At 70.6% G+C, this 21,866-nt stretch carries 20 protein-coding genes and 1 riboswitch; of the genes, 14 read left to right on the top strand and 6 right to left on the bottom strand.

All coding sequences use genetic code 11. The annotated features are described in order from the left end of the window. The first annotated feature begins 15 nt into the window (after positions 1-15). Positions 16-3,750: a proline dehydrogenase family protein gene (locus NQ706_RS04495; protein WP_038569698.1), complete on the top strand. Its 3,735-nt coding sequence runs from the start codon at positions 16-18 to the stop codon at positions 3,748-3,750. A gap of 218 nt (positions 3,751-3,968) precedes the next feature. Here NQ706_RS04495 and NQ706_RS04500 read toward each other — a convergent pair whose 3' ends face one another. Further along, a complete protein-coding gene (locus NQ706_RS04500) occupies positions 3,969-5,702 on the bottom strand; it encodes a serine/threonine-protein kinase (protein ID WP_051806227.1) in 1,734 nt (577 codons plus the stop codon). A gap of 118 nt (positions 5,703-5,820) precedes the next feature. On the opposite strand from NQ706_RS04500, the gene NQ706_RS04505 reads away from it, so the two are divergent. From NQ706_RS04505 to NQ706_RS04515, 3 genes are all read left to right on the top strand, one after another. Further along, the gene (locus NQ706_RS04505) at positions 5,821-6,117 is read left to right on the top strand and encodes a YciI family protein (protein ID WP_038569695.1); all 297 of its coding nucleotides are present in this window, start codon (positions 5,821-5,823) and stop codon (positions 6,115-6,117) included. Continuing rightward, positions 6,114-7,316: an alpha/beta fold hydrolase gene (locus NQ706_RS04510; protein ID WP_051806225.1), complete on the top strand. Its 1,203-nt coding sequence runs from the start codon at positions 6,114-6,116 to the stop codon at positions 7,314-7,316. The genes NQ706_RS04505 and NQ706_RS04510 overlap by 4 nt, the downstream gene beginning before the upstream one ends. Before the next feature lie 238 nt (positions 7,317-7,554). Beyond that, positions 7,555-8,040, top strand: a complete 486-nt coding sequence (locus tag NQ706_RS04515; RefSeq protein WP_006943448.1) for a hypothetical protein — start codon at positions 7,555-7,557, stop codon at positions 8,038-8,040. Here the strand turns inward: NQ706_RS04515 and NQ706_RS04520 are convergent. Then, positions 7,991-8,896 carry a hypothetical protein gene (locus NQ706_RS04520; RefSeq protein ID WP_051806223.1) on the bottom strand — a complete coding sequence of 302 codons (906 nt, stop codon included), beginning with the start codon at positions 8,894-8,896 and terminating at the stop codon, positions 7,991-7,993. The genes NQ706_RS04515 and NQ706_RS04520 overlap by 50 nt on opposite strands. Positions 8,897-9,044: 148 nt before the next feature. Here NQ706_RS04520 and NQ706_RS04525 point away from each other — a divergent pair, with 148 nt between their 5' ends. Continuing rightward, positions 9,045-9,824 carry a polyprenol monophosphomannose synthase gene (locus tag NQ706_RS04525; RefSeq protein WP_038569692.1) on the top strand — a complete coding sequence of 260 codons (780 nt, stop codon included), beginning with the start codon at positions 9,045-9,047 and terminating at the stop codon, positions 9,822-9,824. A gap of 80 nt (positions 9,825-9,904) precedes the next feature. Here the strand turns inward: NQ706_RS04525 and NQ706_RS04530 are convergent, their stop codons facing one another. Continuing rightward, positions 9,905-10,435, bottom strand: coding sequence for a GtrA family protein (locus NQ706_RS04530; protein WP_006943451.1), 531 nt, complete (start codon positions 10,433-10,435; stop codon positions 9,905-9,907). Between the two features lie 209 nt (positions 10,436-10,644). Here NQ706_RS04530 and NQ706_RS04535 point away from each other — a divergent pair, with 209 nt between their 5' ends. The 4 genes from NQ706_RS04535 (at position 10,645) to NQ706_RS04550 (ending at position 14,732) form a co-directional block, all read left to right on the top strand. Beyond that, complete coding sequence (locus NQ706_RS04535) at positions 10,645-12,369, top strand: FAD-binding dehydrogenase (RefSeq protein WP_038569691.1); 1,725 nt, start codon at positions 10,645-10,647, stop codon at positions 12,367-12,369. 69 nt (positions 12,370-12,438) lie between these two features. Next, a complete protein-coding gene (locus NQ706_RS04540) occupies positions 12,439-13,074 on the top strand; it encodes a ScbR family autoregulator-binding transcription factor (protein ID WP_051806221.1) in 636 nt (211 codons plus the stop codon). Between the two features lie 12 nt (positions 13,075-13,086). Further along, a complete protein-coding gene (locus tag NQ706_RS04545; RefSeq protein WP_038569689.1) occupies positions 13,087-14,226 on the top strand; it encodes an AI-2E family transporter in 1,140 nt (379 codons plus the stop codon). Next, on the top strand, positions 14,223-14,732 hold the full coding sequence (locus tag NQ706_RS04550) for an NUDIX domain-containing protein (RefSeq protein WP_006943456.1): 510 nt from the start codon (positions 14,223-14,225) through the stop codon (positions 14,730-14,732). Before NQ706_RS04545 ends, NQ706_RS04550 begins: the two co-directional genes overlap by 4 nt. 21 nt (positions 14,733-14,753) lie before the next feature. Here NQ706_RS04550 and NQ706_RS04555 read toward each other — a convergent pair whose 3' ends face one another. After that, entirely contained in the window at positions 14,754-15,386 is a 633-nt protein-coding gene (locus NQ706_RS04555; RefSeq protein ID WP_038569687.1) for a response regulator transcription factor, read from the bottom strand. Further along, on the bottom strand, positions 15,383-16,774 hold the full coding sequence (locus NQ706_RS04560; RefSeq protein ID WP_051806218.1) for a sensor histidine kinase: 1,392 nt from the start codon (positions 16,772-16,774) through the stop codon (positions 15,383-15,385). Before NQ706_RS04560 ends, NQ706_RS04555 begins: the two co-directional genes overlap by 4 nt. A 152-nt stretch (positions 16,775-16,926) precedes the next feature. Between NQ706_RS04560 and NQ706_RS04565 the strand changes: the two genes are divergently transcribed. Further along, the gene (locus tag NQ706_RS04565; protein ID WP_038569685.1) at positions 16,927-18,003 is read left to right on the top strand and encodes an FtsX-like permease family protein; all 1,077 of its coding nucleotides are present in this window, start codon (positions 16,927-16,929) and stop codon (positions 18,001-18,003) included. A gap of 94 nt (positions 18,004-18,097) precedes the next feature. After that, positions 18,098-18,793, top strand: coding sequence for an ABC transporter ATP-binding protein (locus tag NQ706_RS04570; protein ID WP_038569683.1), 696 nt, complete (start codon positions 18,098-18,100; stop codon positions 18,791-18,793). A 289-nt stretch (positions 18,794-19,082) separates the two neighbouring features. Here the strand turns inward: NQ706_RS04570 and NQ706_RS04575 are convergent, their stop codons facing one another. Beyond that, the gene (locus NQ706_RS04575) at positions 19,083-19,544 is read right to left on the bottom strand and encodes a hypothetical protein (RefSeq protein ID WP_006947571.1); all 462 of its coding nucleotides are present in this window, start codon (positions 19,542-19,544) and stop codon (positions 19,083-19,085) included. 241 nt (positions 19,545-19,785) lie between these two features. Continuing rightward, positions 19,786-19,854: riboswitch (cobalamin riboswitch) on the top strand. Between the two features lie 47 nt (positions 19,855-19,901). On the opposite strand from NQ706_RS04575, the gene NQ706_RS04580 reads away from it, so the two are divergent. From NQ706_RS04580 to cbiQ, 3 genes are read left to right on the top strand one after another with little or no spacing between them, the layout of a single operon-like run. Continuing rightward, positions 19,902-20,621 (top strand): energy-coupling factor ABC transporter permease, encoded by a 720-nt coding sequence (locus NQ706_RS04580; protein ID WP_038569681.1) that lies wholly within the window; start codon positions 19,902-19,904, stop codon positions 20,619-20,621. Further along, positions 20,614-21,018 (top strand): energy-coupling factor ABC transporter substrate-binding protein, encoded by a 405-nt coding sequence (locus NQ706_RS04585; protein WP_038569679.1) that lies wholly within the window; start codon positions 20,614-20,616, stop codon positions 21,016-21,018. The genes NQ706_RS04580 and NQ706_RS04585 overlap by 8 nt, the downstream gene beginning before the upstream one ends. A gap of 2 nt (positions 21,019-21,020) precedes the next feature. Then, positions 21,021-21,785, top strand: a complete 765-nt coding sequence (gene cbiQ / locus NQ706_RS04590) for a cobalt ECF transporter T component CbiQ (protein ID WP_038569677.1) — start codon at positions 21,021-21,023, stop codon at positions 21,783-21,785. Positions 21,786-21,866: the final 81 nt, after the last annotated feature.

Genomic DNA, 21,866 nt, shown 5'->3' on the forward strand with positions numbered 1-21,866 from the left:
GGTTTGACTGGTGGTATGAGCCAGATCACTGACGCACCCCGCACCCCGGGCGCCACCACCGTCGACACCACCCCGTCCGACGACGCTGCGACGTTCGCCGAACTGCACGACCTCGTCGAGGACGCCGTCGCCCTCGCGAACCGTTGGAGCGACGCGACCGGGGCCGGCCAGACGAAGGCCGAGAAGCGCACGAGCGACCAGCTCGGCGCGCTGCTGCGTGACGAGAAGGGCCTGGACCTCGCGGTGAAGTTCGTCGACCGCGTCGCGCGCCCCGAGGACAACACGGCCGCTGCGCGCGAGCTCGCGCGCCTGTCGTCGAACGAGGCAACCGGGTTCATGGGCAAGCTCGACGCGAAGCTGCTCGGCCTCGGTTCCCGCCTCGCGACGACGATGCCGCCCGTCGTCGTGCCCGCGGCGCGCACGCGTCTGCGTCAGCTCGTCGGCCACCTCGTCGTCGACGCGAGCGACCCGACGCTCGCGAAGCACCTCGCCGAGGCGCACGCCGACGGCTTCCGCCTCAACATCAATTTGCTCGGGGAGGCCGTCCTCGGTGAGGCCGAGGCCGCGCGTCGCACCGAGGAGACGCGCAAACTGCTCGCGCGCGACGACGTCGACTACGTCTCGATCAAGGTCAGCTGCCTCGTCTCGCAGATCTCGACGTGGGACGCCGAGGGCACCGTCGAGCGCGCCCTCGAGCGGCTGCGTCCGATCTACCGCGTCGCGAACGGCACGGCGAGCGACGCGTCGTCGCCATCGTCGAACACCGGTGACGCCAACGCCGACGCAGGCCAGCCGGGTGGGGGCGCCGCGAACGTCAACCGCGGCGACATCAAGAAGAAGTTCGTCAACCTCGACATGGAGGAGTACCGCGACCTCGACCTGACGATCGAGCTGTTCACGCGCCTGCTGTCGGAGCCGGAGTTCCACGACCTCGAGGCGGGCATCGTCCTGCAGGCCTACCTGCCGGACGCGGTGCCGGCGCTCGAGCGTCTCATCGCGTTCGCGAAGGAGCGCAAGGCCAACGGTGGCGCGGGCATCAAGGTGCGTCTCGTCAAGGGCGCGAACCTCGCGATGGAGCGCGTCGAGGCCGAACTGCACGACTGGAAGCAGGCGCCGTACACGTCGAAGGAGGACGTCGACGCGAACTACCTGCGCTTCATCGAGCGCGCGACGCGCGCCGACGCGATGGAGGTGTGCCGCCTCGGTGTCGCCTCGCACAACCTGTACGACGTCGCGATGGCGCACCTGCTCGCCGAGAAGCGTGGCGTGAGCGAGCACCTCGACGTCGAGATGCTGCAGGGCATGGCGCCGTCGCAGGCCCGCGCGGTGAAGGCCGACGTCGGCACCGTCCTGCTCTACACGCCCGTCGTGAAGCGCGAGGACTTCGACGTCGCCGTCTCCTACCTCATCCGTCGCCTCGAGGAGAACGCGGCGGAGCAGAACTTCCTGCACGCCATGTTCAGCCACGACGAGGGTGCGGCCGAGCGTCACAAGTACGTGCGTGACGGCCTCGTCGGCACCGGTGCGCTGTCGGCGATGCAGGACCAGGAGCGACGTTTCCGTGAGTCGATCGACGCGATCGCCTCGACGCCCGTCGGCCCGCGACGCTCGCCCGAGCGCGCGCCGATCGGAGACTTCTTCGAGAACACGCCCGACTCCGACCCGGCGCTGCCCGCGGTGCGCGATTGGGCGCGTGAGGCCGTCACGCGTCAGCCGGCGCCGCTGACGTCGCCGCAGCTCACGTCGCGCGAGATGGTCGACGACGTCGTCGCGCGCGGCGTCGCGGCGCAGGCCGGGTGGGCCGGACGTTCCAACACCGAGCGTGCCGCGCTGCTGCGTGAGGCGGCGCGGGAGATCGAGAAGCGTCGCGGTGATCTCGTCACCGTCGCGGCCGCCGAGGGGGGCAAGACGATCGACCAGGTCGACCCGGAGATCTCGGAGGCGATCGACTTCGCGCGCTACTACGCTGACCGCTGCGAAGAGTTGGTCACCGGAATGGCTTCTGACGGAGCACGATTCGAGCCTCACCGCCTCACGCTCGTCACTCCGCCGTGGAATTTCCCCGTCGCCATCCCGATCGGTTCGGTGCTCGCGGCGCTCGCGAGCGGATCGGCCGTCGTCATCAAGCCGGCACCGCAGACGGTCGGCTGCGTCGAGGTCGCGATGGAGGCCCTGTGGGCTGCGGGCATCCCGCGCGACGCCGCGCAGGTCGTCCGCGTCGAGGAGGACGACAACGGCCGCGCGCTCGTCGCGCACGACGACGTCGACACCGTCATCCTCACCGGCTCGATCGAGACGGGTCGCCTGTTCGCCGGGTGGCGCGCGCGTCACGCCGGTGGGCCGCGCGTGTTCGGTGAGACGAGCGGCAAGAACGCACTCGTCGTCACGCCCGCCGCCGACCTCGACCTTGCCGCCGCCGACCTCATGAAGTCGGCGTTCGGGCACGCCGGGCAGAAGTGCTCGGCTGCCTCGCTCGGCATCCTCGTCGGCTCGGTCGCGACGTCGAAGCGGTTCCGTGAGCAGCTCGTCGACGCCGTGAAGTCGCTGCGCGTCGGCTGGCCGAGCGACCTCGGCACGACGATGGGCCCGGTCATCGAGCCGCCGTCGGGCAAGCTGCTCAAGGCGCTGACGACGCTCGAACCGGGTGAGACGTGGCTCGTCGAGCCGAAGCAGCTCGACGACACCGGCCGCCTGTGGAGCCCCGGCCTCAAGGACGGCGTGAAGCCCGGCTCGTTCTTCCACATGACCGAGGTCTTCGGCCCCGTGCTCGGCCTCATGCACGCCGACACGCTCGAGGAGGCGCTCGAACTGCAGAACGCGACGCAGTTCGGCCTCACCGCTGGCATCCACAGCCTCGACGAGGACGAGGTCACGTACTGGCAGGAGCACGTCGAAGCGGGCAACTGTTACGTCAACCGTCACATCACGGGCGCGATCGTGCAGCGTCAGAGCTTCGGCGGGTGGAAGGAATCCGTCATGGGCCCCGGCGCGAAGGCGGGCGGGCCGAACTACGTCGCGCAGTTCGGCACATGGGTGCCTGACGGCGTCGCGCGTCAGGGCGCGCCGATCATGCCGCGGGTGCGCGACCTGCTCGAGATCCTGTCGCCGCTGGCGCGAAACGAAGCCGACCGCGAGTGGCTGCATGCGTCGCTGCGTTCCGACGCGTTCGCGTGGCGCGAGGAGCTCGGCATCGAGGCCGACCCGTCGTCGCTGCGCGCCGAGTCGAACGTCTTCCGCTACCGCCCGCAGCCGCAGGTCGTCGTGCGCGCGGAGCTCGGCGAGACTTCGGCGGACGGCGACGTCGACGCCGTCGCGGACCGCACGCTCGCCGAGGTGGCGCGACTCGTACTCGGAGCGCACCTCGTCGGTTCGAGCGTGTACCTGTCGTGGGATGTCGCGCTGCAGCCGGCGCTGACGCGCCTGGCGGCGACGGGCGAGGGACGACAGGCACTCGTCTGGCTGAACCGCATGGGGTCGGTCGAGAGCTCGGCGCAGTTCGTCACCTGGTGCCGTGAGCGCACGCGCGACGGCGAGCCGCTGCGCATCCGCATGGTCGGCGCGGACGCCGACGGCGAGACGGCCGCCGCGCTCGCGTCAGCTCCCGGCGAGGACCAGGGCGCGAGCATCACGCCGCTGTTCGGCGAGGTGCTGTCGACGGGACGCCGGGAACTGCTGACGTTCCTGCGCGAACAGGCCATCTCGCGGACACTGCACCGCTTCGGCCACGTCGCGCCGGAGCTGATGCGCTGACCGGTTGACGCCGAATCGGTGACCCACCGAGGTCTACTGCGTGACGAGCCGTCAGGGGCGGCTCGTCACGCAGTTGGTTCGAGTTGAATGTGGACGAGATTCGCGAGTGTGGACATAGATCGCGAATGCGGACGAAAATCGCAGGTGGGCGGGGCCTGAGAGGGTGGGTGGCGCCGGGGGTATCCAGGGCGTGAGGGCGGCGCGGGGCGCCCAGGGCGTCAGGATGTGCGCAGGGTGCCGGCGACGAGGGCGACCGGGGCGGTGTCGAGCGCGGGCGAGCAGCCGATCGAGTCGGTGTCGACGTTCAACGTACGGGCACCGCTGACGGGCACGCGGAGTGTCTTGGCCTGCTTGCCGCCGAGGGTGACGGTCTGCTTGGCGCTGCCGTCGACGCGGACGGTCACGGTCGTCGTGCCCTCCGGCTGCATGTTCGTCCCCCCGGGCTGGGCGTCGGTGGCGCCGACGGTGAACGCCACTTCGTCGTAGCGACGATCGAGGGCGAACTGTGCCGCGGCGGTGCACGCCTGGCGGTCGGTGAGCAACGGCGCGACGGCGTCGTCGTACGAGGATCCGCCGACGCGCACGCTCGCCGTGCGCGCCCCGCCCGACAGCGCGCCCGACAGGGGGACGTCTCGTGGCTGCGCCGAACGACTCGACGCCGACGATGACGGCGCCGGAGCTGCGCCATGCGACGAGGAGGAGTCGCGCAGCAGCAGCCACGCGACGAGCGCGATGAGAGCGAGACCGGCGACGAGCGTCACCGCCAGCCAGACGCTGCGCCGGTGCTGCCCCCCGCTCGGAGTGTCGCTCGTCGCCGACGCTGTGCCCAGGTGATCGGCGGGATTCGGCCCACCCGGGCCGGCCACGCCACCCACGCCGCCCGCGCCGACCGCCCCACCTGCGCCCGCAGGCAGCGCCGCCACCGCGGCGGCGCCTGACATGGGCGCGGGCGATCCGATGGGCGCGGAACTTTCCGACGCCCCTGCGGCGACGATCCGTGACGTCCGCGGCGGTGCGCTGAGCATGGGCGCGGCGGGAGCGCCGGCGAACTGCGGCGCCATGGCCCACAGTCGCTGTGCCACGGCTGCGGCATCGTCCGGGCGTTCGTGCGGGTTCTTCGCGAGCAGCTCGGCGATGAGCACCCACTGGGCATCGGGGATGCCGTCGGGGCGCGTCGGCGCGTGATCGGCGTGCAGGCGCAGCAACGCGACGGGGGAGTCCGCGTGGAACGGCACCGCGCCGCACGCCATCTCGTACAGCGTGACGCCGAGCGCGTAGAGGTCGCCCGCACGTCCGCTCGGTTGCCCGTCGCCGAGTTCGGGCGCGAGGTACTGCGGCGTGCCGATGACGTTCGCCGTCGCCACCTGCCCCGTCTGCGTGACGAGGGAGGCCACCCCGAAGTCGGCGAGCTTCGGCACGAGAGTGCCCAGCGCGTCGGTGGACGTCCGCGTCGATGCGGCGGCGGGCAAGGCGGTCTCGGTCGTAGCCCTCGACATCGCAGCCCTCGACATCGCGTCAGGGTCTTCGGCGAGCAGGACGTTCTCGGGCTTGAGGTCGCGGTGCAGCACACCCGCGCCGTGGACGGCGGCGAGGCCCTCTGCGATCTGGGCGCCGAGCGTCGCGACATCGTGCGGGGGCAGGTTGCCGCGCCGTTGCAGGAGGGCGCGCAGGGAGTCGCCGGCGACGTAGTCCATGACGATCGCGAGGCGCGGGCCCTCGACGACGAGGTCGTGCACGCGGATGACGTACGGGCTGCGCAGGCCGACGAGGAGGTTGCGTTCCTGCAGGAAGCGCGCGACGACGCCGGGGTCGTCGGCGAGTTCGGGGCGCAGCAGTTTGAAGGCCAGGGTGTGGTCGTCGACGTCATGCCCGACCCACACCTGCCCCATCGCGCCCGAGCCGATCTGCCGCTCGAGCGTGTAGCGGCTTCCCAGCTGCCAACCCTCGCTCACGCCGAGTTCCCTCCCTGCCTCGTTGGGACGATCCTATGGGCGCGCCGCCGCGTCTGGGGCTACTCTCGGGCACCAACCCCGACTTGCCCGCCGACCGGCGCGTGGCGTAGGAGAGATCATGGCCATCTTCGCTGTCACCTACACGTATTCCGACGACGTCGCCGCCCGCGACGCCCACCGCCCCGAGCACCGCACCTACCTCTCGCAGGTCGAGGGCATGCTGCTGTCCGGCCCCCTCGCCGAGCCCGACGGTGCGCTGCTCGTCATCGCCGCGCCGACGCGTGAGGATGTCGCCGAGCGCCTCGACCGCGACCCGTTCTTGCTCGAGGGCATCGTCGTCGAACGCACGATCCGCCCCTACACGCCCGTCCTCGGCTCGCAGGCGCCGACGTTCGCCGAACACCTCGAACGATGACGGAGACGCCACGCGAGCCCGCACCTGACGGCACGTCGGGTACCTCGTTCGTCGGCACCTCGGGCCTCGCCGAGAGGGCAGACATTGACGAAACACCGGCGTCTGAGGGCGCATCGTCGAGCCACAAGAATATGTCGCTGTCGAACGCAGATCTGCCGGAGCCGAACCTGCCACCGATCACGAGCGTCGTCATCGACATCGGGGACGATCGCGTCGAGGTCTTCCACCGAGACAGCGGGCCTGATGATCAGCCCGACAACGCCTCGAGTGACGGGGGTGTCGACGTCCCGGGCGTGAACGCGTCGCTCGCCGGCGAGCAACGGGAGCACGCCGCGGCTGACGCTGCGGCCGACCCTGGTGCCGCCGACGCTGAGCCCCACCCCGAAGCCGCGCCGACTGGTCGCCCGACGTATGTGCTCGTCCATGGTCTCGGCGGCAGCCTCGCCAACTGGGAGCCGTTGTGGCCGTTCCTCACCGAGCACGGTCGCGTGCTGGCGCTCGACCTCGCAGGGTTCGGCCGCACGAGTGGGTCGAACCGCTCAGCCGTCTCCGACAACGTCGATCTGCTCGCGGCGTACCTGCGTCAGCTCGGTCTGAGCGACGTCGTCCTCGTCGGCAACTCGATGGGCGGGATGATCGTCGCGATGATGACCGCGAAGCACCCTGAGCTCGTGTCGCGTCTCGTGCTCGTCGACCCCGTGCTGCCGCTGCACCCGCAGGATCGGCCGCACTGGTCCGTGCTCGTCACCTTCTCCCTCTACATGTGTCCACCCGCGGCGCGACGCGTCATCCCGCGTTACGCCGCGCGCCGCGGCATCGACCGCATGGGCGTCGAGGGCGTCCTGACGGTCGTCGCCGACCCGCATCGCGTGCCGAAGTGGGTGATGCGACGCTCCGTCGAGGAGGTCCGTGCTCTGGCCGAGAACCAGGACTCCGTGCCCGGGCTCGTGCGGGCCGCCAACTCGCTCGTCGTGGCTGCTGGAAGCCCGCGCTACCGTCGCGTGCTGAGTGAGTTGCGGGTGCCCGTCACGCTCGTGCACGGCGAGCGCGATCGCCTCGTGCCCGTCTCCGCGGCGCGTCGCATCGCCGCTCGTCACCCGGCCTGGGCGTTCCTCGAAGGCCCCGGCCTCGGCCACGTGCCGATCTACGAGGCCGCGGGGTGGGTCGCACGCTGCATCGTGGGGGCGGCAGCGTCCTGACGAGCAAGACGGCCCGAGCCCGACGCCCGGCTCGGGCCGCCGATTGCCGGCGCCGTGCATGGTGTTTACCACCGCTCGCTCAGGATCGCCTCGCGCGCGCTGGTTCTGGTCGCTGGTGGATGGCACTGTGCGTGGCGGGTGTCACCGCGTGCTGACTGGCCGCCAAGGTCACGAATGTGTCACGGTGGAGTCGATCGTCCGTCATCGTGACCCACCCCGACCTTCCTGAGAGGACCCAGTGACCTTCACTCTTCGACCCGCCCGCACGCTGTCGGTGCTCGGTGCCTGCGCCGGTCTGACGCTCACGCTCGGTGCCTGCGGCAACAGCGGCGACGACCCGAGCGTGCAGGTCAGCCAGTCGAGTTCGGCCTCCGGCAAGCCCGGCGCGACACTTGCGCTGCGCAAGGCCTGCATCTCGTCGAACAGCCAGGTCGTCTCGGCGAACGCGGCGTGGAACGACGCCGTCGACTCTCACAAGGACGCCGACCTGCAGAAGGCGACGAAGACGATGGGTTCGCTCGCGGATTCGCTGCGCTCGGACGGGAAGCAGTCCGGTGATTCGTCGTTCAAGAAGAAGGCCGACGCAGCTGCGGCTCAGGTCGATGCGTTGAAGAAGGCGGAGAAGCCGGCGAAGACGGTCGACACGACGTCGTACAACAGCGCCGTCGAGGACCTCACGAGCTACTGCTCGACGATGTTCCCCCAGGCATCGAAGAGCGCCTGAGCAACGCCTCTTCGAGAGCGGCCCGCGCCGAGTCGCGGGCCGCTCTCGCTGCGTCGTAGGCCTTCTGCGCCGCCTCGACGCGGACTCGCAACCGCGCGATGCGGGCATCCATCTCGGCCAGCGCTGCCTTCTCGCGCTGCTCCTGCTCGGCCCGCCGCCTCTGGGCGCTCTCGCGCTCGGCGGCCCCACGTTCGGCTTTCTCCTGCTCGTCCTCATCCCGCCGGCTCTGGGTGTCGGCGACCTGCGGGGAGGCTCCATCCGCGGAGGAGGAAGCGGATGGGGCTGATGTCGCGGCCGCAGCACCGCGGATTCGGTCTTGGGCAGGCGTACCGCCGGCGACGAGTCGCAGCGCGGGGCGCGCAGGCGCGTCGCGGTGCGCGACGGCGTCGGTGAGGTCGACGTCGCCCCACCCGCTGTAGCTCAGTGGTCGCACGAGTGCGCGGGTCGCCACGGCGTCGGCTGCCTGCCGGTCCGCGATCGCCGCGAGCAGCGTGGCGCGCACGGCCTCGGCGAGCGAGCCGTTCAGGTCGTGCCGCGTGACGATCTGCTGCAGCAGTTCCTGCCGTCGGGCCGACAACTCCTTGAGCGTGGCCGCGTCGAGCGAGGTCTGCGCGGCACGCATCTGTTCGCCGAGGGCAAGGACGTCGCTGATGGCGCCGTCGTCGAGGTGGTTGACGGCCGCGGCCGCGGCGGTGGGCTTGCGGAGCGCGGCGATCTCACGGGCAGCATCGCGCTCACCGGCGGTACGTGCGGCTGCGGCGAGTTCCTTGCGCACCGCGACGAAGTCGGCCGGGTCGCCGCCGTAGAGCGTCGTGACGGCCTCGGCGACGGTGCCCATGTTCATGTCGGCGCTCATGCGGCCCGGCCGGGGGGTGTGCGTCGCACGAGGGCCTGCGGATGCCCGGCGACCGCGATTCGTGCTGGGTTCATTGCTCCATTGTCCGTCGCCACCGATAGGGTGTGCACAGCCTGGCGCCCGCCTGGCGCTCGTGGGGAGGTCTTTGGTGGTCGACGCAGCGGATCGCGCACCGATCGAGCGAGTGCTCGTTCTCGTGCCGACGTACGACGAGCGGGAGAACCTGCCGGTCATCGTCGAGCGCATCCGGAGTGCCGTCCCCGACGCCGACATCCTCGTCCTCGACGACAACTCGCCCGACGGGACAGGGCAGCTCGCCGATGAGATGGCGGCGGCCGACGCCCACGTGCACGTCATGCACCGTCGCGGCAAGGAGGGCCTCGGCAAGGCCTACCTCGCCGGTTTCGCGTGGGGTCTGGAGCGCGGCTACGACGCGCTCGTCGAGATCGACGCGGACGGTTCGCACCCGGCCGAGGAACTGCCTGCGATGCTCGCGCTCGCGGCCGGCGCCGACCTCGTCATCGGCTCCCGCTGGATCAAGGGCGGCTCCGTCGTCAACTGGCCGAAGAACCGCGAGATCCTCAGCCGCGGCGCCAACGTCTACGTCCAGGCGATGCTCGGCACCCGAGTCCATGACGCGACGGCCGGGTTCCGCGTCTACCGCGCGACGCTGCTGCGCCAGATCGACCTCGCGAGCGTGACGTCAGCCGGTTACGGCTTCCAGATCGACCTGACGTGGCGCTCGATCCGGGCCGGGGCGCGCATCGTCGAGCACCCGATCCGATTCAGCGAGCGCGAACTCGGCACGTCGAAGATGTCGGGCAACATCATCAGCGAGGCGCTGCTCGCCGTCGCCGGCTGGGGTCTCGAACTGCGGCGCGAACAGGCCGGGCACCTCCTGTCGCGGGTACGGGCGCGACGGTCCTAGCGTTCGAGGGTGATGTGGTCGGGCACCTCGTGTCCCGGGTGGGCGCACGGCGCTCAGCCCCCTGATCCCGCTCCTGCGCGTCAGGCTTTCGGATCCTCTGCGGCGGCGCCGAACACGATCGTCCGGTAGGCGACGAAGCGCAGGATGGTGCCGATTCCGATGCCGATGAGGGCGTGCACGTTCTCCCACAACGCGCCGCGGGCCCCCAGCACGTAGTGCGCGAACGCGACCCAGGCCGAGGTGGCGGCGAGTGCGACACCGTTGACGGCGAAGAACAACACGACCTCGTGGTGCAGCGGACGGTTCTCGCGGTGACGGAACGTCCAGTACCGGTTGCCGACCCATGCGAACACGGTGGCCACGGCGCCCGAGATGATCTTCGCGGTCGTCACCTTGCCGTCGAGCGGGCCGGCGCGCAGCCAGTTGTACAGGCCCATGTCGATGAAGATGTTGAGCACGCCGATGATGCCGAACGTGCTGAGCTCGCGCCAGAACGCGGCGAGCGGGGACGACGCCGTAGTCGCCTGGTGCCCGGACGAGTCGGCCCCGAGCGATGACGCTCCGGCCGCGGGCGTCTCGTCGGGGCGCGCCGCTGCGGTCCGTGAGGTCATAACGTCCGATGCTACCCATTGCGCCTTCTGACGGGCTGAGAACGTCAGCACATCGGACGGCCGCGCAGCGCCTTTTCGTCGTTCGTCGATGCGCCCGAAAACCCGTGAGTACAGTGATCGGCATCACATCGAACCCTGGCGTTCGATACAGGCCGCGACGTGACGCGTCGTCCCGAGACAGTGCGTGCGACGAGACTTTGGAGGTGGGCATGGACGGGAAGAGTTTCGACGCGATCGTCGTGGGCGCGGGGCTGGCAGGTCTCGTGGCGGCGGCCGAACTGACGTCGCGGGGGCGCCGCGTCGTCGTCGTCGAGCAGGAGAATCGCGCCAATCTGGGCGCTCAGGCGCACTGGTCGTTCGGTGGGTTGTTCCTCGTCGACTCGCCCGAGCAGCGCCGCCTGCGGGTGCGCGACAGCCTCGAGCTCGCGTGGCAGGACTGGTGCGGCAGCGCCCAGTGGGACCGCCTCGAGGGTGAGGCGAACGCGTCCGGTGAGCCCCTCGGTGAGGACGTCTGGGGAAAGCGCTGGGCGCGCGCCTACGTCGAGTGGGCGGCCGGCGGCAAGCGGGAGTGGTTGCGCGAGAACGGAATCGAGCTCACGCCAATGGTCGGGTGGGCCGAGCGAGGCGACGGTCGCGCCGGGGGTCACGGCAACTCGGTGCCCCGCTTCCACATCGCGTGGGGCACCGGCACGGGCGTGAGCGGCCCCTTCGTCGAGAAGGCGCTCGATGCCGAGGCCCGGGGCCTGCTGACGTTCGCGCACCGTCATCGCGTCGACGAATTCATCGTCGAGACCCCTGCCGACGGTGGTGCTCGCGCCGTCACCGGCGTGCGCGGCAGCGTCCTCGCTCCCGACGACGCGGAGCGCGGTGTCGCGTCGAACCGCGACGTCGTCGGCGGGTTCGAGTTCACGGCGCCGTCGGTCATCGTCGCGAGCGGTGGCATCGGTGGCAACCACGACCTCGTGCGGCGCTGGTGGCCGGCGGATCTCGGCGAGGCGCCGCGTTCGATGCTGACGGGGGTGCCCGCCTACGTCGACGGGCGCATGCTCGAGATCGCCGCGGACGCGGGCGCGCGCCTCGTCAACCGTGATCGGATGTGGCACTACACCGAAGGCATCCGAAACTGGAACCCGGTGTGGCCGCAGCACGCCATCCGCATCCTGCCCGGCCCGTCGCCGCTGTGGTTCGACGCGATCGGACGTCGCATGCCGATGCCGTGCCTGCCCGGTTTCGACACGCGCGGCACGCTGCGTCATCTGCGCAGCGACCCGGCGATCCGCGCGTACGACCACTCGTGGTTCATCGTCACCCAACCGATGCTGGAGAAGGAGTTCGCCCTCTCCGGCTCGGAGCAGAACCTCGACCTGACGTCCGGGAGCCGCCGCGAGGTCGTGCGGGCGCGGCTGGCCAAGGGTGCGCCGCGAGCGGTCGCCGACTTCGTCGAGCACGGCGAGGACTTCGTCGTCGCCGAGACGCTCGAAGAGCTCGTCGCGAAGATGAACGAGTTGACGGACGAGCCGCTGCTCGATGCGGCACACGTGCGTCGGCAGATCGAGGAGCGTGACGCGCAGGTCGACAACGCCTACGGCAAGGACGTGCAGGTCATGGCGATCCACAACGCGCGCCGCTACCTCGGCGACCGGCTGGCGCGCGTGTCGGCGTCGCACCGCGTGCTCGACGAGAGGCAGGGCCCGCTCGTCGGCATCAAGCTGCACGTGCTGACGCGCAAGAGTCTCGGCGGCATCCAGACCGACCTCGACTCGCGCGTGCTCGACGCTCGCGGCCGCGTCGTGCCGGGGCTGTTCGCCGCCGGTGAGGCCGCCGGCTTCGGTGGGGGAGGCGTCCACGGCTTCAACGCGCTCGAGGGCACGTTCCTCGGAGGATGCCTGTTCTCCGGGCGAGCGGCCGGGGTGGCCGCCTCCCGAGTGGCATGACGGACGACATAACAATTCGTGATTGAATCCGCAGGCCGAAATACGAGACGACCATGAGGGGGTGGCTCGGTGGCGCAGCGGAAAATCACCCAGGCGCGTGCGCACGAGACGCGCTCTCGCATCCTGACGGGCGCCGCCGAGGCGTTCGCCGAGCACGGTTTCGCCGGCGCGACCATCGCCGACATCATGACGCGCTCGGGCGTGACGAAGCGCGCGCTGTACTTCCACTTCGACACGAAGGAAGAGGTCGCCGACGCCGTCCTCGCCGCGCACACGACGTGGCTGCGCGACGCCGTCGCCGCCCTGGCGGGCTCGCCGGTGCAACGCCTCGTCGACTACGGCTACCTCACCTGTGACGGGCTCGCCGACGACCCGATCTTCCAGGCGACGGCTCGGCTCGCGATCGAGCGCGAGACCTACGGCGCGGGGCGTCCGGCGTCGTTCGGGGTGTGGCAGGAGACGACCCGCGACATGCTCGACGAGGTTGCCGCTGCGGGGTGCCTCAATGCCGGGGTCGACACGGGCGTCGTGGCGCGCATGCTCAGTGCGCCCGTCCTCGGGCTGCACCTGTCAGCACGCGCGAGCGACCCGTCGTCGCGCCTGCACGCCGAGATCGAACAGTTCTGGACGCACGCCGGGGCGACCCTCGTGAGGCCCGAAGCGCTCGCCGGTGTGACGCTGCGTCGCGCCCGCCCCACCGCGTGACACTCTTGGGCCATGGAACAGCAGAAGGTGGAGTCGGCGCGTGAGGCCGTGCCGTACGGCGTGCGGGTGGCCGCGTGGTGGTCGGTGTGCCTGCTCGCCATCGCCGTCGGGGTGCTCGCGTTCTTCTGGGGCGTCACGCGTCTCGGCGTCGTCACCGTCTCCTTCGTCACCGGGGTGATGTTCGCGGCGCTCCTCGCTCCGATCGTGTCGTGGCTGGTGCGGCGCGGCGTGGGGCGCACGACATCCGCGGTCATCGCGTTCTTCGTCGGTGTCGGTTCGGCTGCGGGGCTGATCGCGTTCGTCGTGGCGCAGATCGACGACTCCAGCGGCGAGTTCGCCCGACAGCTGACGCTCGCCGAGCAGGGCGCGCGGCACTGGCTCGTCGACGGGCCGCTGAAGATCGACGAAACCTCCGCGAGCCGCTACACGACCGACCTCGGAACGACGCTGAGCAACCACACGGCCGACATCGTCGGCTGGGCGGCGGCGCACGTCGGCATCGTCACGGACGGGTTGTCGGCGCTGCTGCTCACGCTGTTCTGCGCGCTGTTCCTGCTCGCCGACGATGGCTCCATCTGGCGTTGGATCGTGCGGCTGCTGCCGCGTGGCGCGCACAACCACGTCGACCTCGCGGGCGCGGCGGCGTGGCGCACCCTCGTCGTCTACATGCGCTCGCTCGTGCTGCTCGCACTGCTCAACGCGGCGGCGATGCTGCCCGTCCTCTGGTTCGCGGACGTGCCCCTCGCCGTCCCGCTGACCGTCGTCATCTTCCTCGGCTCGCTCATCCCGCTCGTCGGGGTGCTGCTCGCCGCGGCGCTCATGTTCGCCGTCGCGTTCGTCGGCAACGGGCTCGTCACCGCGCTCGTGCTCGTCGCGATCCTCACGGTGCTCGTGCAGCTGCTCGGCAACCTCGTCAACCCCCTCATCCTCGGACGGTTCGTCGACCTGCACCCCGTCGTCATCCTGATCGGCGTGAGCGCCGGCACGCTGCTCGGCGGGGCGTTCGGCGCGTTCACGGCCGTGCCGCTCATCGCCGTCGTCAACAACATGGTCAAGGTGATGCGCAGCTACCATCTCGAGGAACACGGCGACGAGGATCTCGACGCCGTCGACGAACGTCAGCTCGAACGCCGCGCCAAGGAGGCCATGTGAACGCCGAGCGTCCCGGAGCGCTGCGGATGGCCGCGCTGCGCGTCTACCGGATGCTGCCCGCCGGGCTCAGCCACCGCATCGTGCACGCCATGCAGCCGACGTTCAGCGCCGGCGCCGTCGCCATCATCGAGCACGACGGGCGCGTGCTTGCGCTGCGTCAGGCGCACCGCAGCGGATGGTCGCTGCCGGGCGGCCTCATCGACGCCGGCGAACAACCGCAGGACGCCGTCGTGCGTGAGGTGCGTGAGGAGACGGGCCTCGACATCGAACCGGGCAGCGTCATGGCCACTGATTTCGACCCGGAGATCCGGCACGTCGACGTCATCTTCCGCGTCGTGTGCGACGAGCGCCCCGAGGTCGAGGTGGCGAGCGAAGCCCTCGAATCCGGATGGTTCGCGCTCGACGAACTACCGCACCCCGACAAGTCGACGCGCCGCATCCAGCGCGCCGTGCGCCTCGCGCGGCAGCCATCAAGCGTGGGGCGTGTCGTCGGGCGCGGCGACTGAGGGTTCAGCCCTGCGCGCTTCTCAGCGCAGCAGCCCGGCGCGTCGTGCGAGTGCCACCGCTTCGGTGCGCGAGGTGGCGCCCAGTTTTTCGTTGATGTGCACGAGGTGCGTCTTGACGGTCGCCTCGGAGACGAAGAGGTGCTTCGCGATCTCCTTGTTCGTCGCGCCGCCGGCGACGGCGTCGAGCACGTCGAGTTCGCGGGCCGTCAGCGTCGGTGCGGGCGAGGACAACCGGTTGACGAGGCGCGCCGCGATGGCGGGCGCGAGCACCGTCTCGCCGCGTGAGGCGCGGTGCACGGCCTCGACGAGGTCGGCGGGCGGTGCGTCCTTGAGCAGGTAGCCGGACGCGCCGGCCTCGACGCCGCGCACGATGTCGGCGTCCGTGTCGTAGGTCGTGAGGATGAGGACGCGGGGCGCGTCGTCGCGGGCGCGGATGGCGCGCGTCGCCGCGACGCCGTCGAGGCCGGACCCCATCTGCAGATCCATGAGGACGACGTCGGGGCGCACCCCCTGCTCGGCGAGGCGGTCGAGCACGCGCAGGGCCTCCTCGCCGCTGCCGGCCTCGTCGAGGACGTCGATGCCCGACGCGTCGAGCAGCGCTCGTAGGCCCGCGCGCACGACGGGATGGTCGTCGGTGAGGATGACGCTCGTCATCGGAGGCTGCTTTCCGTCGAGGGTGTCACGTGCGGTTCGACTCCGGCCGTCAGGGCAGGGGCGGGCTCGGTGTTCTCCTGCCTCACCGCCTTGTAGGGGCCGCTGGTGGGGATGGTCGCGATGAGAGCGGCGCCCTCGCCGGGCTGGGATTCGATCTCGAGGTGGCCGCCGAGTGCGTCGAGGCGTTCACGCATGGCGCGCAGGCCGAATCCGCTGCCGCCCAGGGGTGCGCGTTCGACGTCGGCGTCGGTGAAACCCACGCCGTCGTCGATGACTTCGAGGCCGACCTCGTCGGGTCGGTAGCTGAGCGTCACGCCGACGCGCTGCGCTTTGCTGTGGGTGCGCACGTTGGCGAGGGCGCTCTGCGCGATGCGCAGCAGAGCGACATCGACTGGGGCCGGCAGTGGGCGCGGTTCGCCGTCGCAGGTCGTGTCGGCGCGGATGCCGGTGTGCTCCGTCAGGCGCGCGGTGAGGCGCTCGAGAGCGCCGGACAACGGCGCGTCGACGAGGTCGCTCGGCGTCAGGGCATGGACGACCTCGCGCGAGTCGGCGAGGCCCTGCGCGGCCGTCGACTCGATCTGCTCGAGCAGGCGCGCCATCTCGTCGCCGGCATGCGCGGCGCTGTCGCGGGTGGCCCGGGCGCTCGCGTGCTGGGTGCGGGCGTGCTGGTTACGGGCGAGGCCCGCGCGCGACAGCAGCACGATGCTGGAGAAGCCCTGCGCGAGGGTGTCGTGGATGTCGTGCGCGAGGCGCTCGCGCTCGGCGAGGACGCCGGCGCGGTGCTGGGCGAGGGCGAGCGTCTCCTGCGTCGCGAGCACGTCGTCCTGCGCGGCGACGAGCTGGGTGAAGAGTTCGCGGCGGCGCGTGTTCTCCGCGCGCAGCTGGGCGTACACCCACGAGATGCCGAGCGCGACGATCATCCCCATGATCGGGCCGATGACGGTGCCGACGTTGCGTCCGTCGGGGCGCGAGACGAGGGCGGCGACGCTCGCGACGAGGACGAGGGGCACGAGGGCGGCAGCGATGGGCCGGATCGCGACGTGCAGGACGAGGAAGTACAGCGCGAACGCCACCCACGCGAAGTCAGGCGCGACGGCGAGCGTCAGGCACCACGCGAGCGTCAGCGCGATGATCCACACCTGGCCGGTGTGCGAATCCTGGGCGGCGCGCAGCGACTGGGCGCGGCGCGCGCGGCGTTCGACGACGAGGCCGCTCAGGTAGACGCCGGTGAACACGACCGTCGCGGCGATGACGGCGAACGGCGAGGCGTCTCCGGCGAGCGCCCGGATCACCCCGACGACGAGCAGCACGACGAACAGGACGTGCATCGCGGCCTGCATGATGCGGATGGTGCGTTCGGAGTCGGTGGTGGGGTCGGTGGTACTCATCACCGCCCATTTTGCCGCGTGGATGCGTCGAACGCGCACGGACGTCAACCGAACGATTGATGCGTTCTCCCACTGCCTGGGTGATGCGCGCAGGGGGTGAACCGCACTGGAATGGAGAAAACCTGGAGAACCTGTGCCGAAAGAAGAGGTTGATGTTCCTCGCAACTCGAGACCTTGCGTACGCCAAGGGGCGTTTCGCCCTCATCGGCGGCGTCATCGCCCTGATCACGCTGCTCGTCGTCATGCTGACCGGCCTCGCGGCCGGCCTCGGGAAGGAGAGCGTGTCGGCCATCGACACGTTGCCCTCGCACGGTGTCGACCAGATCGGCTTCTCGGCCCCCGCGAAGGGGCAGAAGGTCGGGTATGACAGCTCCCACGTCGAGGCGAAGGACATCGACAAGATCAAGTCGGTCAAGGGCGTCACCGACGCCTCGCCGCTGACGATCACGCAGGGCCGCGCGAGTGTCTCCGGTGTGCCGTCGGCGGTCGCCGTCTTCGCCGTGCCGGACGGTTCGTTCGCCGCGCCGAAGGGGGTGAAGAACGGCTCCGTCGTCGTCGGCAAGACGATCACGAAGGACGCCGCGCTCAAGGAGGGCGAGTCGATCTCGTTCAACAACAAGAGCGTTCGCGTCGCGAAGCTGAGCGACGACGCGTCGTACCAGCACCAGCCCGTCGTGTGGATGACGGAGAGCGACGCGAAGGCCGCCGGCCTGCTCGGCCAGGGCTCGGGCACCGTCGCGCTCGTCAAGACGGGCAGCGGGTTCTCGAAGGACGCGCTCACCTCGGCGACCGGCCTCGACGTGCAGGACCCGAAGACGTCGCTCAGCACGATCAGCGCCTACCAGGCCGAGAACGGCTCGCTGACGCTCATGCGCGTCATGCTCATGCTCGTCTCCGCCCTCGTCGTCGGCGCGTTCTTCACCGTCTGGACGATCCAGCGCACGCCCGACCTCGCCGTCCTCAAGGCGATGGGCGCGCACACCGGCTACCTCGTGCGTGACGCCATGGGTCAGGCCGCCATCCTGCTGCTCATCGGTGGCGGCCTCGGCACGATCGTCGCGACCGTCCTCGGCTACTTCGCGCAGGGCACGGTGCCGTTCGTCCTCAGCCTCACGACCACGCTCGTCCCGCTGGCGCTGCTGTTCGTTCTCGGTCTGCTCGGCGCGCTCGTCAGCGTGCGCCGCATCGTGACCGTCGACCCCAACACCGCACTGGGGGCCGCGCGATGAGCCTTCGTCGTCATGCACCCGTACCTCGTGTCGAAGGCCGCGCGATGAGCCTCGACGCCACCCTCGTCCCCACCACCGCGCCAGGAGCAGCCCGATGAGCCTCGACGTCAAGAACGCGACGCTGACCTTCCCCGACGGCGCCTCGGGGCGCATCACGGCCGTCAACGACGTGTCGTTGCACGTCGCCGCGGGCGAGTTCGCCGCGGTGACGGGCCCGTCGGGTTCCGGCAAGTCGTCGCTGCTCGCCGTCGCCGGCCTGCTGCAGACGCCCGACTCCGGCATCGTGACGATCGACGGCAAGGTCGTCTCGGGGCTCTCGCACAAGGACGCCGCAGCGGTGCGCCTGTCGTCGATCGGGTTCGTCTTCCAGCAGAGCAATCTCATCGCGTCGCTGACGTCCGTGGAGCAGCTCGAGATCGTTGCGCGCATCGCCGGGCGTCACGGCAAGGACACCGCATCGCGGGCCGAGGAACTGCTCGCCGCCGTCGGGTTGGAGAAGGTCTTCGACCGCCGCCCCGCAGCGCTCTCCGGCGGTCAGCGTCAGCGTGTCGGCATCGCCCGCGCGCTGATGAACGAGCCGAAGCTGCTGCTCGTCGACGAACCGACCGCGTCGCTCGACACCGAGCGCGGCACCGCCGTCGTCGAACTGCTCGGCAAGGTGACGCACGAACACCAGGCCGCGACCATCATGGTGACGCACGACCTGCACACCCTCGACGCCGTCGACTCGCTGCACGAGATGGTCGACGGTCGCCTGCGCACGCTCGAGGCGACCCCGACGCAAGGTTGATGTCGGCGCCTCGTCGTAGTGCTGGCCTCGGCGCCTGATCGTCTCGACGGAGACGACGCGAGGAATCGGGTGTAGGCGAACATGACGCCGGCCGGATGCGACAAGCATCCGGCCGGCGTTCGTCGTCTCGTGGTTGCGGCGTCTCACGGTGACGTCGCCTCGTGGTCTCGGCGTCTCGACGGTAGGTGTGAGGTCGGCGAGTCGTTGGGGACGGGATTCGCAGATGGGGACGCGAATCGCGGTTTGGGACGGGAGTTCGAGCTGGCGCCTGTTCTCGAGCCGGCGTTGGTCAGGAGCTGACGTGAGCCAGCTGCGTCGTCGTGGCCGGCGCGTCATGCATCAGGGCGAGGCGTAGGCATCCGAGAGCGACGGGGATCTCGGCGGCGAGCGCCATGGCGACGGCGGTGGCGAGCGAACTTGTCGTGGTCGCGCTCGCGATGTCCGTGACGGCGTCGAGGACGAACAGCGTCGCGGCGACGAGCCCGATGAGCCGGGTGGCCGCGGCGCGTCGACTGGTGGCCAGAACGAGTGCGGTGAGGGCGAGGAGTTCGCTCACGTCGAGCCCCAACCACGCCGCGATGCTCGCAGGGTCGACGCGCTGCGCGTCCAGGCGCAGGTAGAGCACCGGGATCCAGGCTGCGAGGACGCCGCCTGCCACCGTCAGGACTCGTGTCACCGTCGTGTTCTCCACGTCCCCCACGTTCGCGCTCGCGTGTGGGTGGGTGATGTCGAGATCCTGTGCGTCGGCCATGAGCGCTCGCGGGCGATCTGGCGTGGTGTTGACGTCGCAATGTCGACGTGGTGCGGTGCCGCAGCGCGGGCGTGGGGGAGCACCGGGGTGAAGCCTGGCCGTGGGGCGGTGGCGCGAGGGGCCGTCAGAGGTGGCGGGCCGGACACGACGAAGGTGTGATCACCGTTGCGGGAGCTACTGCGTCCCGGGCGCCCACGGCGGGCGGGCGGTTCGCTAGGGTGGGCAGCGCGCGTCACCCAGGACGAGGAAGCCGGTGAGAATCCGGCACGGTCGCGCCACTGTGAACGGGATTTCCGTGAGTCAGGAACTCGGGGTGACGCCATCGAGCGGGACGCGTCATCCCGGGAAGGTGCACTCATGCATATCGCTGAGGGGTTCTTGCCCCCTGTTCACGCTGCCGCCTGGAGTGCGGTAGCGGCACCCTTCGTCATCCACGGAGCGCGCGAGATCAAGCGCACGATCGAGAAGCATCCGGAGTCGAAGCTGCTGCTCGGCGGAGTCGGGGCGTATTCGTTCGTGCTGTCGGCCATCAAGTTGCCGTCCGTCACCGGGAGTTCGTCGCATCCGACGGGCACCGGCGAGGGCGCCATCATCTTCCGCCCGCCCGTCATGGCGGCGCTGGGCACGATCGTGCTGCTGTTCCAGGCGCTGTTGCTCGCGCACGGCGGGCTGACGACGCTCGGCGCGAACGTCATGTCGATGGCAGTCGTCGGGCCGTGGGCCGGGTACGGCGTCTATCGGCTGATGCGTCGCGCGCCGCTGTCGATCGCCGTGTTCTGCGCCGTCGCCGTCTCCGACCTCATGACGTACGTGACGACGGCGACGCAGCTCGCCCTCGCCTTCCCCGACCGCGCGACGGGTTTCGTCGGCGCATGGTCGCGGTTTCTCGGGCTGTTCGCGGTGACGCAGATTCCGCTCGCCATCGTCGAGGGCCTCGTCGGTGTGCTGCTCATGAACGCGCTGCGCTCCTGGGCCGGCCCGGAGCTCGCCGGTCTGGGATTCGGACGCGATCGTGGGTTCGATACGGGTGTCGCGGTCTCGGCCGACGTCGAGGCGAAGGAGGCGAGCCGTGCGTGACCGTCGACTGACGAACGTCCTCCTCGTCGTGCTCGCGGCGGCGATCTTCGTCCTGGCGCTCGTCATGGGCACGCGCAGTGGCGACTTCGGTGGCACGGACGCTGCGGCCACCGAGACCATCGAGAAGTCCGACCCCGACTACAGGCCGTGGTTCGAGCCGTTCTGGACGCAGCCCGGTGGCGAGGTCGAATCGGGGCTGTTCGCGATGCAGGCCGCGCTCGGTGCGGGCTTCCTCGGCTTCGTCCTCGGCACGTTCCGCGAGCGTCGCAAGAACCGCGACGCGGCGTCGGGTGTCGCGAGTGCGGGTAGCGGTGTTGCGTCACGTCGTGCTGCCCCGGGTGATGACGCTGCGACGGGTGTCGTCACGAACGCGCCCGACGGTTCGCGGATCGCCTGAGCGTGGCTCATCTCGCGATCGACGAGGCGGCGTGGAGCAGCGCGTGGCGCTCGCATGCCGTCAGCGAGAAGGCTGCGCTGGCGCTCGGTCTTCTCGCCGTGGCGATGGTGGCGCGGGACGTGCGCGTCGACCTGGCCGTCGTCGTCGTCGCGTTCGTCGCCGTCACGGTGGGTGCGCGCGTCGCGCCAGGGCTGGTGCTGCGTGTGTGGGCGCTGCCGGCGGTGTTCGTCGTCATCGGCCTCGTGGGCGTGCTCGTGTCGATCGGCCCCGCGCCCGATGACGCGCTGTGGCAGGCGGGGCCGTTTTCGATCGGGCGATCGTCGCTCGATCGAGCCGTTCTGACGGGGTCGCGTGCAGCGGCGGGGGCGGCTGCCGTCCTCGTGCTCGCGCTGACGACGCCGATGACGGACGTCCTCGGCGGGCTGCGGCGCGTCGGGGTGCCGGCGTTTCTCGTCGAGATCGCGGGCGTCGTGTATCGGATGATCTTCACGCTGCTCGACTCGGTCGGCACGATCCGGGAGAGTCAGACGGCGCGCCTCGGCTACGCGACGCGCCGCGCGGCGCTCGCGAGCACTGGGACGCTGCTCGCGGGGGTGCTCGTCCGGGCCTGGACGCGCGCCCAGCGCCTCGAAGCGGGGCTCGCCGGACGTGGATACACGGGCGACCTCATCGTCACGACGCCCGCGCGGCAGGCGTCGTGGCGGTCGCTGTGTGGTGTCGTGCTCGTCGTCGGCGCCCTCATGGCGTGGGCGGTGATGTCGCGATGAACAGGTGGCTGCAGAACAGGCAAGCTGGGCCGAACGGCGTCGCTCGAGATAGTGAGTCACGTGTGGCTGAGCCCGGCGGCC

The organism is Dermacoccus sp. BD5, from assembly GCF_044878485.1.
GTDB lineage: Bacteria > Actinomycetota > Actinomycetes > Actinomycetales > Dermatophilaceae > Dermacoccus > Dermacoccus nishinomiyaensis.